The organism is Limnohabitans sp. DCL3 (assembly GCF_048019295.1).
Lineage (GTDB): Bacteria > Pseudomonadota > Gammaproteobacteria > Burkholderiales > Burkholderiaceae_C > Limnohabitans_A.
Window position 1 is genome coordinate 3364048 of record NZ_CP171842.1, and the last position, 13355, is coordinate 3377402.

15 protein-coding genes are annotated in these 13355 nt (G+C 61.3%); 6 read left to right on the top strand and 9 right to left on the bottom strand.

What is annotated here, in order from left to right:
- Positions 1-3: 3 nt before the first annotated feature.
- A complete protein-coding gene (locus ACHEXK_RS15470) occupies positions 4-552 on the bottom strand; it encodes a lipocalin family protein (RefSeq protein WP_416547196.1) in 549 nt (182 codons plus the stop codon).
- Positions 552-1346 (bottom strand): SDR family oxidoreductase, encoded by a 795-nt coding sequence (locus ACHEXK_RS15475; protein WP_416547197.1) that lies wholly within the window; start codon positions 1344-1346, stop codon positions 552-554. Before ACHEXK_RS15475 ends, ACHEXK_RS15470 begins: the two co-directional genes overlap by 1 nt.
- A 70-nt stretch (positions 1347-1416) precedes the next feature.
- On the opposite strand from ACHEXK_RS15475, the gene ACHEXK_RS15480 reads away from it, so the two are divergent.
- A complete protein-coding gene (locus tag ACHEXK_RS15480) occupies positions 1417-2289 on the top strand; it encodes an isocitrate lyase/PEP mutase family protein (protein ID WP_416547198.1) in 873 nt (290 codons plus the stop codon).
- A gap of 28 nt (positions 2290-2317) precedes the next feature.
- Positions 2318-3337 (top strand): Bug family tripartite tricarboxylate transporter substrate binding protein, encoded by a 1020-nt coding sequence (locus ACHEXK_RS15485; RefSeq protein ID WP_416547199.1) that lies wholly within the window; start codon positions 2318-2320, stop codon positions 3335-3337.
- A 1-nt stretch (position 3338) separates the two neighbouring features.
- On the opposite strand, the gene ACHEXK_RS15490 is transcribed toward ACHEXK_RS15485, so the two are convergent.
- The gene (locus ACHEXK_RS15490) at positions 3339-4112 is read right to left on the bottom strand and encodes a FadR/GntR family transcriptional regulator (protein WP_416547200.1); all 774 of its coding nucleotides are present in this window, start codon (positions 4110-4112) and stop codon (positions 3339-3341) included.
- Between the two features lie 182 nt (positions 4113-4294).
- Here ACHEXK_RS15490 and ACHEXK_RS15495 point away from each other — a divergent pair, with 182 nt between their 5' ends.
- Positions 4295-5980 (top strand): FAD-dependent oxidoreductase, encoded by a 1686-nt coding sequence (locus ACHEXK_RS15495; protein ID WP_416547201.1) that lies wholly within the window; start codon positions 4295-4297, stop codon positions 5978-5980.
- 18 nt (positions 5981-5998) lie between these two features.
- Entirely contained in the window at positions 5999-6229 is a 231-nt protein-coding gene (locus tag ACHEXK_RS15500; protein ID WP_416547202.1) for a DUF2783 domain-containing protein, read from the top strand.
- 34 nt (positions 6230-6263) lie between these two features.
- Here ACHEXK_RS15500 and ACHEXK_RS15505 read toward each other — a convergent pair whose 3' ends face one another.
- The 4 genes from ACHEXK_RS15505 to ACHEXK_RS15520 all read right to left on the bottom strand — a co-directional run bounded on the left by ACHEXK_RS15505 (position 6264) and on the right by ACHEXK_RS15520 (position 9900).
- On the bottom strand, positions 6264-7463 hold the full coding sequence (locus ACHEXK_RS15505) for a Bcr/CflA family efflux MFS transporter (RefSeq protein ID WP_416547203.1): 1200 nt from the start codon (positions 7461-7463) through the stop codon (positions 6264-6266).
- 1 nt (position 7464) lies between these two features.
- The gene (gene metW, locus ACHEXK_RS15510; protein WP_416547204.1) at positions 7465-8049 is read right to left on the bottom strand and encodes a methionine biosynthesis protein MetW; all 585 of its coding nucleotides are present in this window, start codon (positions 8047-8049) and stop codon (positions 7465-7467) included.
- The gene (gene metX, locus ACHEXK_RS15515; RefSeq protein WP_416547205.1) at positions 8046-9203 is read right to left on the bottom strand and encodes a homoserine O-succinyltransferase MetX; all 1158 of its coding nucleotides are present in this window, start codon (positions 9201-9203) and stop codon (positions 8046-8048) included. Before metX ends, metW begins: the two co-directional genes overlap by 4 nt.
- A 133-nt stretch (positions 9204-9336) precedes the next feature.
- A complete protein-coding gene (locus ACHEXK_RS15520) occupies positions 9337-9900 on the bottom strand; it encodes a TMEM165/GDT1 family protein (RefSeq protein WP_416547206.1) in 564 nt (187 codons plus the stop codon).
- 178 nt (positions 9901-10078) lie between these two features.
- Here ACHEXK_RS15520 and ACHEXK_RS15525 point away from each other — a divergent pair, with 178 nt between their 5' ends.
- Entirely contained in the window at positions 10079-11281 is a 1203-nt protein-coding gene (locus tag ACHEXK_RS15525) for an ammonium transporter (RefSeq protein ID WP_416547207.1), read from the top strand.
- A 230-nt stretch (positions 11282-11511) separates the two neighbouring features.
- The gene (locus ACHEXK_RS15530) at positions 11512-12084 is read left to right on the top strand and encodes an RNA recognition motif domain-containing protein (protein WP_416547208.1); all 573 of its coding nucleotides are present in this window, start codon (positions 11512-11514) and stop codon (positions 12082-12084) included.
- Positions 12085-12180: 96 nt separating this feature from the next.
- Here the strand turns inward: ACHEXK_RS15530 and lptC are convergent, their stop codons facing one another.
- On the bottom strand, positions 12181-12780 hold the full coding sequence (gene lptC, locus ACHEXK_RS15535) for an LPS export ABC transporter periplasmic protein LptC (protein WP_416547209.1): 600 nt from the start codon (positions 12778-12780) through the stop codon (positions 12181-12183).
- Entirely contained in the window at positions 12777-13355 is a 579-nt protein-coding gene (locus tag ACHEXK_RS15540; protein WP_416547210.1) for a KdsC family phosphatase, read from the bottom strand. Before ACHEXK_RS15540 ends, lptC begins: the two co-directional genes overlap by 4 nt.

A 13355-nucleotide genomic window follows, 5' to 3' on the forward strand; every position in this document is an offset into this window, starting at 1 on the left:
CACTCAGGGGGGGCTGGTTTCGAGGCGCTTCAGGTCAAAACCCAGCTTGTCCAGTTTGCCCAGCAACGCCTGGTAGGTGGCTGCGGGCAGTTGCGGTGAGCGCGACAAAATCCACAGGTACTCGCGCTGGGGCTCACTCACCACCACCCACTGGTAGTCCGGGTCCAGCTCGATGATCCAGTAATCACCCCAGACCAGCGGAATGAACGAGAGCCACTCGGGCGCAAAGCGCACCTTGAGCTGTGCAGAGTTCGCTGCGCCGATTTGCCGTGCAGCGCCCAAGGCCTCGCGCCATTCGCCCTTGTCGGTTTTGCAGCGGTTGAGCACCTGCACCTGGCCATTGGGTTGGAGCGAATAAGTGGCTTGTGTGCTGCTGGCGCACGGCTTCTGAAACCCGTTGGGGTATTTGGCAATCTCATACCAGGTGCCCATGTAGCGCGGGACATCGACCGAAGGCACGGTTTTCAGCGGTGGCCGTTCGGCCAGCGCAAGACTCAGGGCTGTGCCGCAGATCAGGGCCAACACCAGTCCGCCAGCAGACCCGCGGCGCATCACACCACAATCGGGGTCATCGCCCCGTCCATGCTCATGCAAATGCCAGTGATGTAACTCGCTTTGGAGGACGCCAAAAACAGCACCGCGTTGGCGATTTCCTCGGGTTCGGCCATGCGGCCCAATGGGATTTTGGCCACGGCTTGCACCATCGCTTGCTCGGTGTCGATGCCTTGCAGGCGTGCATCGGCGGCCAAGCCCTCTTGCAATCGGTCGGTCAGGGTCAAGCCAGGGTTGATGGCGTTGACGCGAATGCCTTGCGCGCCGTAAGCCGCCGCCAAACCCGCGCTCACCAGCATGAGTGCGGCGTTGGCGGCACCGCCAGGCAAGTGGATGGGGCTGGCCACTTTGCCGCCGTTGCCCACCACGTTGACCACCACCCCCGCGCCACGCGCGGCCATGCGCTGGATGGTGGGCGTGATCATGTGGACATAGGTGAAGTACTTGGCCTGCATGGCATCGGCAAAGGCCTCAGGTGTGAGCTCGGGGGCCGGTGTGCGTTTGGCCGCGCCTGCCGAGTTCACCAGCACATCCACAGGGCCGAAGGCGGACTCGGCAGACGCCAGCGCTCCCAAGGCCGCGCTGGCATCGCGCAAATTGGCCGCCACGGTGTGGATGCATTCGGCTGGGAAATGGCCTTGAAGTTTTTGCCGCGCTGCGTTCAGGTTGGCCACCTCGCGTGAAACCAGGCTCACTTTGGCGCCTTCTTCCAAAAAGGCCTGGGCGCACGCCAAGCCAATGCCTTTGCTGCCACCGGTGATCAAAACATGCTTGTCGCGAAGGTGCAGGTCCATGAAGTTCTCTTCTGCTGAAATGGTGAAGTTGACTTTTGTGATTTAACCACCCTTCACCTCCTGTTGTTGCATGAACTCCAAAACCTCTGCTTTGCGTGCGCGATTGAACCAACCCGGCCTGGTGGTGGCCCCTGGCGTGTTTGACATGGTGTCTTTGCGGCTGGCCGACCGCTTCGGCTTTGACGCGTTGTACATGACGGGCTACGGCACCGTGGCCTCGCACATGGGTTTGCCCGATGCGGGCTTGGCCACTTACAGCGACATGGTCGGCCGCGTCACCGCCATGGCCGGAATGGCCCGCACGCCCCTGATCGCCGATGCCGACACCGGCTATGGCGGCCTGCTCAACATGCGCCATACCATCCGGGGCTACGAAGCTGCAGGCGCTTGCGCCATCCAGCTGGAAGATCAGGAGTTCCCCAAAAAATGCGGCCACACCCCGGGCCGCCGTGTCATCCCCATGGCCGACATGGTGCGCAAGATCCAGGTGGCGGTGGATGCGCGCGAATCCAAAGACTTCTTGGTCATTGCCCGCACCGACGCCCGCACCACCTTGGGCCTGGACGAGGCGCTGCGCCGCGCTGAGGCGTATGCCAAGGCCGGGGCCGATATTTTGTTTGTCGAATCGCCCGAGTCCGAAGAAGAGATGCGCCGCATAGGCCAAAGCTTGGATGTGCCCTTGGTGGCCAACATGGTCGAAAAAGGCCGCACCCCGGTGTTGACCCGACCCGAGCTGGAGGCACTGGGCTACAAGATCGCCATCTTCCCGGTGACCGCTTTGTTGGCAGGTGTGCAGGCCATGACCCAGGTGTACCAACAGTTCAAGGACACCGGCTCGTCGGCCCAGGGCAGCACGCCGTTGTACGACTTCGCCGACCTGACCCAGCTGATGGGTTTTGAAGACGTGTGGGCGTTCGAAAAGCGCTACGCCGAGACCGAGTGATTTCCCCTGAAACCTTTTGGAGACAACGATGCAAAACCAGAGCACAACACCCCGCCGTCAATGGCTCAAAACCACGCTGAGCACCGTCTGGGTGGCCGCTGTCTGCGGCGGTTTGGCGCTCGGCGCCAGCACCGCCACTGCGCAAACGGCCTACCCTGCCAAACCCATTCGCCTGGTGGTGCCTTTTGCCACGGGCGGCGTGACCGACACCAGTGGCCGCCTCATCGCTGAGCAGTTGTCCAAGCGCTTGGGCCAGCAGGTGATCGTCGACAACAAACCAGGGGCCTCGGGCAACATTGGCACGCAGATGGTGGCTGCGGCCGACCCCGATGGCTACACCTTGCTGTTGGGCTTTGACGGCACCCTGGTCATCAACCCGCATGTGTTTCCCAAAGTGGGTTTTGATACCGCCAAAGACTTTGCCCCCATCGGCAAAATTGGCGATGCCATTTTGATTTTGGTCTCGCACCCTGGCGTGCCGGCCAAGACCTTGCAACAAGTGATTGCCCTGTCCAAAACCCAGTCGGGTGGCTTGTCATATGGCACCTCCGGCACAGGCGGCACACCGCACATCGCGGGCGAACTGCTCAAGCAGCGCACCGGTGCCAACCTCACGCACATTCCCTACAAGGGTGGCGGCCAGGCCATGATCGATGTGATGGGCGGCACCATCCCGCTGGTCTACACCGCCGTGGCGGGCGCCATACAGCACGTCAAGTCGGGCAAGCTGCATGCGGTGGCCGTGTCGAGTGCACAGCGTGCGCCGTCCATGCCCGATGTGCCCACCTTCATGGAAGCGGGCGTGTCCGATTTCGACATCAACTCTTGGGTGGGTTTGCTGGCCCCGGCCAAAACGCCCCGGGCGATTGTGGACAAACTCAACGCCGAGCTGAATGCGGTGTTGACCGACCCGGCTGTGCGCGAGCGCTTGAACACCCTGGGCATCGCAGCCAGCCCAGGCGGCCCAGAACGCTTTGGTCGCGACATGGCCCGTGATTTGTCGCGCTATGCGTCGGTCGTCAAGGCCGCCAACATCAAGGCGGAGTGATTCAGCCCCGCAGCCCTTTGACCAGGGGCTGCGCCAGGCGTTCGCCCTCTTGGAGCCAAAAGGCCGGGTCTGCACTGCGAATGCGGGTGATGGCATTGCCCATGTGGGTGGCGGCCGCCTGCCGTGCCGCCGCTGCGTCACCCGCTTTGACCGCGCGCACGATGGCTTGGTGCTCGGTTTGAACTTCCGTCGCAAAATCCATGCGCCGGGCCTCGTTGGCCCGGGTCACTTGGGTGGCCCCGTGTAAAAATTGGCCCAGGTATTCCAAGGTCTGAATCAGAAATGGGTTGCGCGTCGCGTTGGCAATGGCATGGTGAAACTTCACGTCTTCGGCCACCCCATCTCCGCCCGATTGCACCGCCGCATCCAGGTCCTGAACCGCTCTTTCAATCGCTTGGATATCGCGCTCGTTGCGCCGCTCGGCGGCCAATGCGGCCACCTCGGCCTCCAAGGCTCTGCGCACCTCCACCATCTGAATCACCGCCTCTTGCGAGGCGGCATGGCGGGCTTCAAAGTTGAGCGGGGCAAAAGGCAATTTTTGACTGACAAACACACCGCTGCCCTGGCGTGAGTCGACCAAACCCAAGGACTTGAGCCGTGATACCGCTTCGCGCACCACCGTGCGGCTGACTTCGAACTGCGCCACCAAACGGGCTTCGGTGGGCAGCTTGTCACCGGGCATGAGCCGGCCTTGTTGGATCTCGGTGGCCAATTGCTCGGCCACTTGGTCGGAAAGGCGTGCGCCGCTGGTCACGGGTGTGAAGTTGGAGGTCATGGGCTTGTCATACAAAAAGACAAGTTCAGAGGATAGCGTGGCTTTTGAAACCTTGCAGTCAACGGTTGGTTTTTGGCGAAAGCCCCACAACTCGAAAATTACGGATAGGTAAATCGATTTATCTATAGTAAATTATCGGCTGTCGCACCGCGAGGTGCATTCACCAAGGCCGGAGACCACGCATGGGCGCCCACATCAACCCCATCTACCCCTACAAGCCGCCTGGCGACTGGATGACCCCACCGCCGCAGCGCAAGCCATTGGTCGTCATTGGCGCCGGGCCAGTGGGCTTGGCCGCTGCCATTGATGCCCGATTGCAGGGATTGGACGTGCTGGTGCTGGACGACGACAAGACGGTGTCGGTCGGCTCCCGCGCGGTGTGTTACGCCAAGCGTTCCCTCGAAATCATGGATCGGCTGGGCATTGCCCAACAGGCTTGCGACATGGGCGTGAGCTGGAACATCGGGCGCACTTTTTTGGAAGAAGACGAGGTCTACCAGTTCAATTTGGTGCCCGATGCGGGCCACAAGCGCCCCGGCATGATCAACCTGCAGCAGTACCACGTCGAAGAAATGCTGATCGCCCGTGCGCTGGAATTGGGCGCGGACATCCGCTGGCAGCATAAGGTGACCGCGGTGTCCCCGCACGACGACCACGCCACGCTCACGGTGGAAACGCCCGACGGCGCGTTTGTGATCGAAGCCGACTGGCTGGTGGTGGCCGATGGCGCACGCAGCCCGATCCGCCGCCACCTCGGGCTGGACATCGAAGGCCGCGTGTTCCAGGACCGCTTCCTGATTGCCGATGTCATCATGAAGGCCGACTACCCTGCCGAGCGCTGGTTCTGGTTTGACCCACCGTTCCACCCCAACCAAAGCGTGCTGCTGCACAAGCAAAGCAACAACGTCTGGCGCATCGATTTTCAGCTGGGCTGGGACGCCGACCCCGAGGAAGAAAAGAAGCCTGAAAAAGTCATTCCACGCCTGCAGGCCATGCTGGGCGATGAGCGCCCCTTTGAGCTGGAGTGGGTCAGCATCTACACCTTCCAGTGCCGCCGCATGACCGACTTCCGCCACGGCCGCGTGCTGTTTGTGGGCGATGCGGCGCACCAGGTCTCGCCGTTTGGCGCACGCGGGGCCAACTCGGGCTTTCAGGATGCGGACGATCTGATGTGGAAGCTGGGTTTGGTGATCAAGGGCCAGGCCAGTGAGAAACTGCTCGACACCTACGCGATGGACCGCCAGTTTGCGGCCGACGAGAACATCATGAACTCGACGCGCTCGACCGACTTCATCACGCCCAAAAGCCGCACCAGCAAGACTTTCCGCAACCAGGTGTTGGCGCTGGCCAAGCATTACCCGTTTGCGCGCAAGCTGGTGAACTCGGGCCGCCTGTCCATGCCGTCCTTCTTGACCGATTCAATGCTCAACACGCCAGATGTCGATGCGTTTGAAGGCCAGATGGTGCCCGGTGCACCCATGGACGATGCGCCCGTGCAAGTGAACGGGCAAGACGCCTGGCTGCTGGACCAGGTGGGCCAAGGTTTTCAGGTGCTGTTGTTTGCGGACGCGGTGCCCCCGCCTGAGGTGCTGGCCCAGCTCGCGTCCTGTGGCAGCGCGCCCCCAGGCGCGAATGGACCTGTCCAAGTGACGCCCCTTGTTGTCACATCCAGGCCCTTGAGCATCCCCGGCGCGAAAGTGATCGTCGACACCCAAGGCCTGGTGGCCAAACGCTACGACGCCACGTCTGGCACCCTGTACCTGCTGCGCCCCGACCAGCATGTGGTGGCCCGCTGGCGTCAGCTGGACATCGCCCAGCTCCAAGCTGCCCTGGCCCGTGCCCTTGGCAGCCCCATTGGCCAAGCCTGAAACGCAGCAAGGACTGAGATGACCACCGCCCTCACCACAGAACCCAACTTCCACGAAAGCGGTCGCCGCTTTTTCCGCGACTTCTCGCCCGGCGACGAGTTTTATGAGCACCTGATCGATGCCCACCATGGCCTGAGCGACGACGAAAGCGAGGCCCTCAACGCCCGCTTGATTTTGCTGCTGGCCAACCACATTGGCGATTTGAAGGTGTTGCGCGAGGCACTGGAGAAGGCCCGAGCCAGCGCTTGAAGGCCTGCCGCAAGGCTGCTGGGCGACCGTGCGCTCAGCGCCTTCGAAGCAAGCACTGCGCTGTCGCGCCGATCAGGGCAAAGCCCAGCATCATCCAACCCAGGTTGACCGCGCCGTGGTGTGGCACCAGCCCCACCACATAACCGCCGGTGGCCCCGGTCAGTTGTTGCATCAGACCGGCCACCGCTGCGGCTGACCCGGCCAGTGCGGGCACCACCCCCACCGTGCCGGCCAGTGCAGGGGGGTTCAACAAGCCGTGGCCAAAACCCAGCAAGAGCAATGGCAAAGCCACGGCCAGCGCCGTTTGCACCCCACCCAGCCCCAGCGCCAGCATCACCACCAGGCCACACAGCGTCAGGGCTTGGCCCCAGGCCATCACGCGCGATTCCCCTGCCTGCGCGATGAGCCGCGAAGTCATGAAGTTGCCCAGGATGTAGGACACCGGTACGGCCATGATGAACCAGCCAATGCCGTCCGGGCCGATGCCGTAGCCCTTGAGCACGATGGGTGCCCCGGCCAGGAAGGCATAAAACGTGGCCGTGGTCGCAGCGAGGATGGCGACATAGAGTAAAAAGCGCGGCTCGCGCAGCAAACGGGCATAGGCGCTGAGCATCGCCCGCAGCCAGTGGCCGGCGGGGGGCGTGGGTTTGGCCACACGGGGCAAGCCCAGCCAGGCCGCCACCCAAAGCAGCGCCGCCAACACCGCCAGCAGCATGAAGTTGGTTGGCCAGCCCCAGCGCACATGGATCTGACCGCCGATGAGCGTGGCCAGCGGTGGGCACATGCCCAGCGCCATGCCGATGTAAGCCATGACCCGTGTGCGTTGCGGCCCACTGAACAGGTCTTGCACCATCGAGCGCCCCACCACCATGCTGGCTGCACTGCCTGCGCCTTGCAGGACTCGGGCAGCGGTCAGTTGGGCGATGTCGGTGGCCAGTGCAGCCATGACAGAGGCCAGCCCCGCCACCACCAGGCCCAGCATCAAAATGGGCCGGCGCCCATGCCGGTCGGACAGTGGGCCGTACACCAGTTGCAAGGCGCCGTAGGCCACCACATAGCCGCTGAAGGTCAGCTGTACATCGGCTTGGGGGGTGGCAAAGATGGCGCCCCACTCTTGCATGGACGGCAGGCACAGGGTCATGGCCAAGAGGCCGAAGGAAATTTGCGCGAGCACATTGGCGATCAGCCAAGGGCTGTGGGCGTCAATGCCCTGGGTGCCGGGCGCCGCAGACATGTCAGCGGCGTTGCAGTTTGTAAACGGCCGTACCCGCCATCAGGTTGGGCCAGGTCCGCACTTCTTGACCGTTTTGCAGGCCAAAAGCGTCCACCACCTGCAAATTGTTTTTGTGGGCCAGATCCCCAAAGTCAGCAAACGTGCCCACGCGGATGTTGGGCGTGTCGTACCACTGGTAGGGCAGGCGCTTGGTCACGGGCATGCGGCCTTGCAGCACACTCAGGCGGTTGAACCAATGCGCAAAATTGGGAAAAGCGATGATGCCCACGCGGCCCACGCGCACCGTCTCGCGCAACATGGTTTCCGCGTTGCGCAGGTGTTGCAGCGTGTCGATTTGCAGCACCACATCAAACGATTGGTCGGTAAACAGGCTCAGTCCTTCGTCCAGGTTCAGCTGGATCACGTTCACACCGCGTTGCACACAGGCGTGCACATTGGCGTCGTCCAGCTCCACACCGTAACCGGTGCAGCCCTTGTGTTGTTGCAGATGGGCCAGCAAAGCGCCATCGCCACAGCCCAAATCGAGCACGCGGGCGCCTTGCGGCACCAGGCGGGCCATGGCTTGCATGATCAGGGGGTCGCTCATGCCGCACCGCCTTCGTTCAAAGCCTTGGCCATGTTGGTGAAATAAGAGCGCACCACATTCAGGTAGCGGGCATCGTCCAACAAAAACGCATCGTGCCCGTGCGGCGCATCAATTTCGGCATAGCTCACGTCGCGGCGGTTGTCCAGCAGGGCTTTGACCATTTCACGGCTGCGGGCGGGCGAGAAGCGCCAATCGGTGGAAAAGCTGACCAGCAAGAATTTGCAACTGGCGCGGGCCAGCGCCTTGGACAGGTCACCGCCAAAGGCGCGGGCCGGATCAAAGTAATCGAGCGCCCGGGTGATCAGCAAATAGGTGTTGGCGTCAAAGTACTCGCTGAACTTGTCGCCTTGGTAGCGCAAATAGCTTTCGATTTGAAACTCCACGTCTTGCGTGGAGTATTTGTAGCCGGTGGCGTTGTGCGTGACGGCCTGGCGCAGTTCGCGGCCAAATTTTTCGTTCATCACGTCGTCGCTCAAATACGTGATGTGGCCGATCATGCGGGCGATGCGCAAGCCGCGCTTGGGCACCACACCGTGCGCGTAAAAATGGCCGTTGTGAAAGTCCGGGTCGGTCACGATGGCGCGGCGGGCCACCTCGTTGAAGGCGATGTTTTCGGCGTTCAGGTTGGGGGCGCTGGCCACCACCACCGCGTGCCTCACGCGCTCGGGGTATTGCAGCGTCCAACTCAGGGCCTGCATGCCGCCCAGGCTGCCGCCCATCACGGCGGCCAGCCGGGCAATGCCCAATGCATCCAGCAAGCGGGCTTGCGCGTTCACCCAGTCTTCCACCGTGACCACCGGAAAGTCCGCGCCGTAAACCCGACCCGTGTCGGGGTTCACATGCATGGGGCCCGTCGAGCCAAAGCACGAGCCGAGGTTGTTCACACCGATGACGAAAAATTGGTCGGTGTCCAGCGGCTTGCCGGGGCCAATCATGTTGTCCCACCAGCCGGTGTTTTGGGGCTGGTCGGCATAGACGCCCGCCACATGGTGCGAGGCGTTGAGCGCGTGGCAGATCAAGACGGCGTTGGATTTGTCGGCGTTGAGCGTGCCGTAGGTTTCGTAGCTCAACGAATAGCCGCGGATGGACGCACCGCTTTGCAAAGGCAAAGGGGCTTCAAAAGTCATCGACTCTGGCGTGGCGATCAAACTCATGGCGAAAATGAAAAAACCCGGTGACGCTCAAGAAGCGATACCGGGTTGGGCTCTGCCTCTTTAGCTGCATTTTGGAATGCTGCGCATTCCTGCGCCCGCAAGCTGGAGCAAATCGGCGCCTGAGAAGTATAAATCAGCCCCAGCCGAGCAAGGCCACTGTGCCCAATATGGCAAAAATAAGCGCCGATACCGTGTGGACGATGCGCAGCGGGACCCGCCGGGTGATGGCGTCGCCGAGCCACACCACGGGCGCATTGGCCAGCATCATGCCCAGCGTGGTGCCCGCGACCACCATGAACCATGCGTTGTATTGGGCCGCCAGCATGACGGTGGCGATTTGGGTTTTATCGCCCATTTCGGCCAAAAAGAAAGCCACCACAGTCGTCAGGAACACGCCCATGCGCGGCGCTTTGTCGCCCTCGTCGTCGTCCAGTTTGTCGGGAATCAGCATCCACACCGCCATGGCGATGAAGGATGCGCCCAACACCCAGCGCAGCATCTCAGGCCCCATGACCGTCGTGACCCAGCTGCCCACCGCGCCCGCCAAACCGTGGTTGGCCAAAGTGGCCACCAAAATCCCCAGCACGATGGGCCAAGGTTTGCGGAACCGGGCAGCCAGTACCAGCGACAGCAGCTGCGTTTTATCGCCCATTTCGGCCAAGGCCACAATGCCAGTTGAGACAAGAAAAGCTTCCATGAGGTGCGCGTGACTCGGAGTTCAAAGACAACCGATCTTACGGGAGTTATTCTTGGACCCGGGCAACCGAGCGTGGTCATGCATCAATTTGGGCCTGTTTCTTGCTTTGGTTTGGTGCGCCGAAGGCTTGAGAGGCCTTTATGCACCAATTTAAATCAAAACTCCTGAAGAGATGGTCATGGAAGCACTGAAACAGGGCGCAGATGCGCTATTTATATTGTTGGGCGGGATCATGGTCTTGGCCATGCACGCCGGTTTTGCGTTCTTGGAGCTGGGCACGGTCCGCAAAAAGAACCAAGTCAATGCCTTGGTGAAGATCTTGGTTGACTTCTCGGTGTCCACGGTGGTCTATTTTGTGGTCGGTTACAGCGTGGCCTATGGGACCACCTTTTTTGTGGGCGCCGAGCAACTCGCTGCCAAAAACGGTTACGACTTGGTCAAGTTCTTTTTCTTGCTGACCTTTGCAGCCGCTATTCCAGCGATCATTTCGGGCGGCATTGCCGAGCGTGCCAAGTTTTGGCCCCAACTCATTGCCACCGCGGTGATCGTTGGCTTTGTCTACCCCTTCTTTGAGGGCATTGCGTGGAACCAGCACTTTGGGGTGCAGGCCTGGATCAAGGCGGTCACGGGTGACGAGTTCCATGATTTCGCAGGCTCGGTGGTGGTGCATGCCATGGGCGGTTGGATTGCATTGCCCGCTGTGGTGCTCTTGGGTGCGCGCTACAACCGTTACCGCAAAGACGGTCAGGTTTCAGCGCACCCACCCTCCAGCATCCCGTTCCTGGCCTTGGGTTCGTGGATTTTGATCGTGGGCTGGTTCGGTTTCAACGTGATGAGTGCACAAACACTCGACAAGATATCGGGCTTGGTGGCAGTCAACTCCTTGATGGCCATGGTCGGCGGCACGCTGGTCGCTTTGCTGATGGGCAAAAATGACCCAGGTTTCGTGCACAACGGACCCTTGGCTGGTTTGGTGGCGGTGTGTGCCGGCTCTGACTTGATGCACCCATTTGGTGCATTGGTGGTGGGTGCGGTGGCGGGCGGCTTGTTCGTGGTCATGTTCACCTTGACCCAAAACAAGTGGAAGATTGACGACGTTTTGGGCGTTTGGCCCTTGCATGGTGTTTGTGGTGCTTGGGGTGGCATTGCCGCAGGCATATTTGGCACGACCAGTTTGGGTGGCTTGGGTGGCGTGAATTTGTCAGCCCAGTTGATCGGCACAGCCATGGGTGTCGTGTGGGCCTTGTTCGGTGGCTTGGTGATTTATGGCCTTCTCAAAATGACGCTGGGTCTGAAACTCAGCCAAGAGGAGGAATACGACGGCGCAGACTTGAGCATTCACAAAATCAGTGCCACGCCTGACCGCGAAGTGAGTTGGTAAAACAACACATCGGTGTGGCAAGCCCTGCATTCACTGGGGGTAAGGGGATTTCCCTCTTGCATTTTGCTTGGTTCTGTCATTCATAATTCGGTGGCTTTCTTGTCACCGGCAAGGAAGTCATGTTTGCGGTGACCCCATCAGTTTCGCTTTTCGTCCGATGTTTTCAGGTATGTCGTATGCGTTGTCGGAGCTCCATCGCTTTAATCTTTGTGTTTTGAGGAGTCCCTTTCATGGGCAATAAACTTTACGTCGGCAACCTGCCTTATTCGGTTCGTGACAACGATCTGGAACAAGCCTTCAGTGAATTTGGTGTTGTCACCAGCGCCAAGGTCATGATGGAACGTGACACCGGTCGGTCCAAAGGCTTCGGCTTTGTGGAAATGGGCAGCGATGCTGAAGCGCAAGCGGCCATCAACGGCATGAACGGCCAACCTCTGGGTGGTCGCAATGCGGTGGTGAACGAAGCGCGCCCCATGGAGGCACGCCCCCCCCGCACCGGTGGTTTTGGTGGCGGCGGTTTTGGCGGTGGTGGACGTCGTGAAGGGGGTGGTGGCTACGGCGGCGGTCGCGAAGGTGGCGGCGGTTACGGTGGTCCACGTGAAGGTGGTGGCGGTTATGGTGGCGGCCGTGAAGGCGGTGGCGGCTATGGCGGCGGCCGTGAAGGCGGCGGCGGCTACGGCGGTCGCCGTGAGGGGGGTGGCGAAGGTGGCGGCGGCGGCTTCCGCAGCCCCTACGGCGCAGGTCCCCGTGGCGGTGGACGCCGTGAAGGTGGTGGTGGTTACGGTGGTGACAACAACTACTGAAACATGACCCCGGCCGTTCACGCATGAGCGGCCTTGGCCCCCAAACAAAGCCCTGTGATCAGGGCTTTGTCGTTTCCGGCTGAGGCCAACACGCTTTCAGGGCTGGGCTGATTTCGCAGCCAAACTGCCTCGTACGCGCCCTTGCAAGGTGTACGCCCCGGTGCGGCTGTTGAAACTCATGGTGTTGGCCGTGAAAATGTCGGCGCCACGGGTGATGCGCACGGGGTCATCGGAGACCACTTGGTCTTCATCGGGCAAGGCGATCAACCGATCGCCACGCAGTTCGATGGGGGGGCGGTTGGCTTGAGGACGCTGGATGGCCTGTGCACCACCGAGCAAGGTGACCTGCGTGCCATCGTCACGTGCAATGCCCTGCTGGGCTTGCGCCAGCAAGCGGTCCCCCGATTCATTTTGGGCAAAGATGCGAATTTTTTCGATGTGCAAGGCTTTTGTGGCGGGAAAGTGTTGCGCCGTTTTGCCCGACAGTTCTCGCACCATTTGGCCGTTTTGGTTGAAGGATTTGACAGAAAAATCGCTCAGGCGGTAGTCCGGGTCCTGCCGCAATGGCGGATCGCTTTCAGGGTAGACCATGGTTGGTGCGCTGCGCACCAGCCACCAACTCCCAGAGGCCAGCAAGGCCATGACGATCAATGGCAAGTAAACGCTCAGGGCATCCAAGAGGCGGCGCAGTTTCATGCAGAGGGTCCGTTGTGGGCGTTGACGCCCACTTGCGCCAGAAGTGCCGCATAGTGGCCACAGGCCACCAGCAGCACATCACACAGGGCGCGGACAGCACCTTCGCCGCCTCGTTCTGCGGTGATGTGGTGGGCCAAGGCCTTGGCTTGCGCATGGCCGTTGGCTGGTGCGCAGGCAAAAGCCGCACGTTGCATCAAGGGCAAATCGGGCCAATCATCACCCATGGCGGCGGCTTGCAACCAAGTCAGTCCCAGCATCTGGAGGAATTCTTCGGCCGCGGGGCGCTTGTCTTCGGTACCCAAACGCGCATGGGTGATGCCCAAGGCTTGCAGGCGCAAGCGCAGTGCGGGCGAGTCGCGCCCGGAGATCACCACGGGCGTGATGCCCACTTGTTGCAGCAACTTCAGGCCCTGCCCATCCAGCGTGTGAAAACGTTTGAGGGTTTCGCCGGATTCGGAAAAGTACAGCCCCCCGTCGGTGAGCACGCCATCGACATCGAAGAAAACCACGCGTATGCCTTGCGCTTGCAAGAGCAATTCGGGCGCGTAGTTCAAGGCGGGGATGAGGTCTTGCAT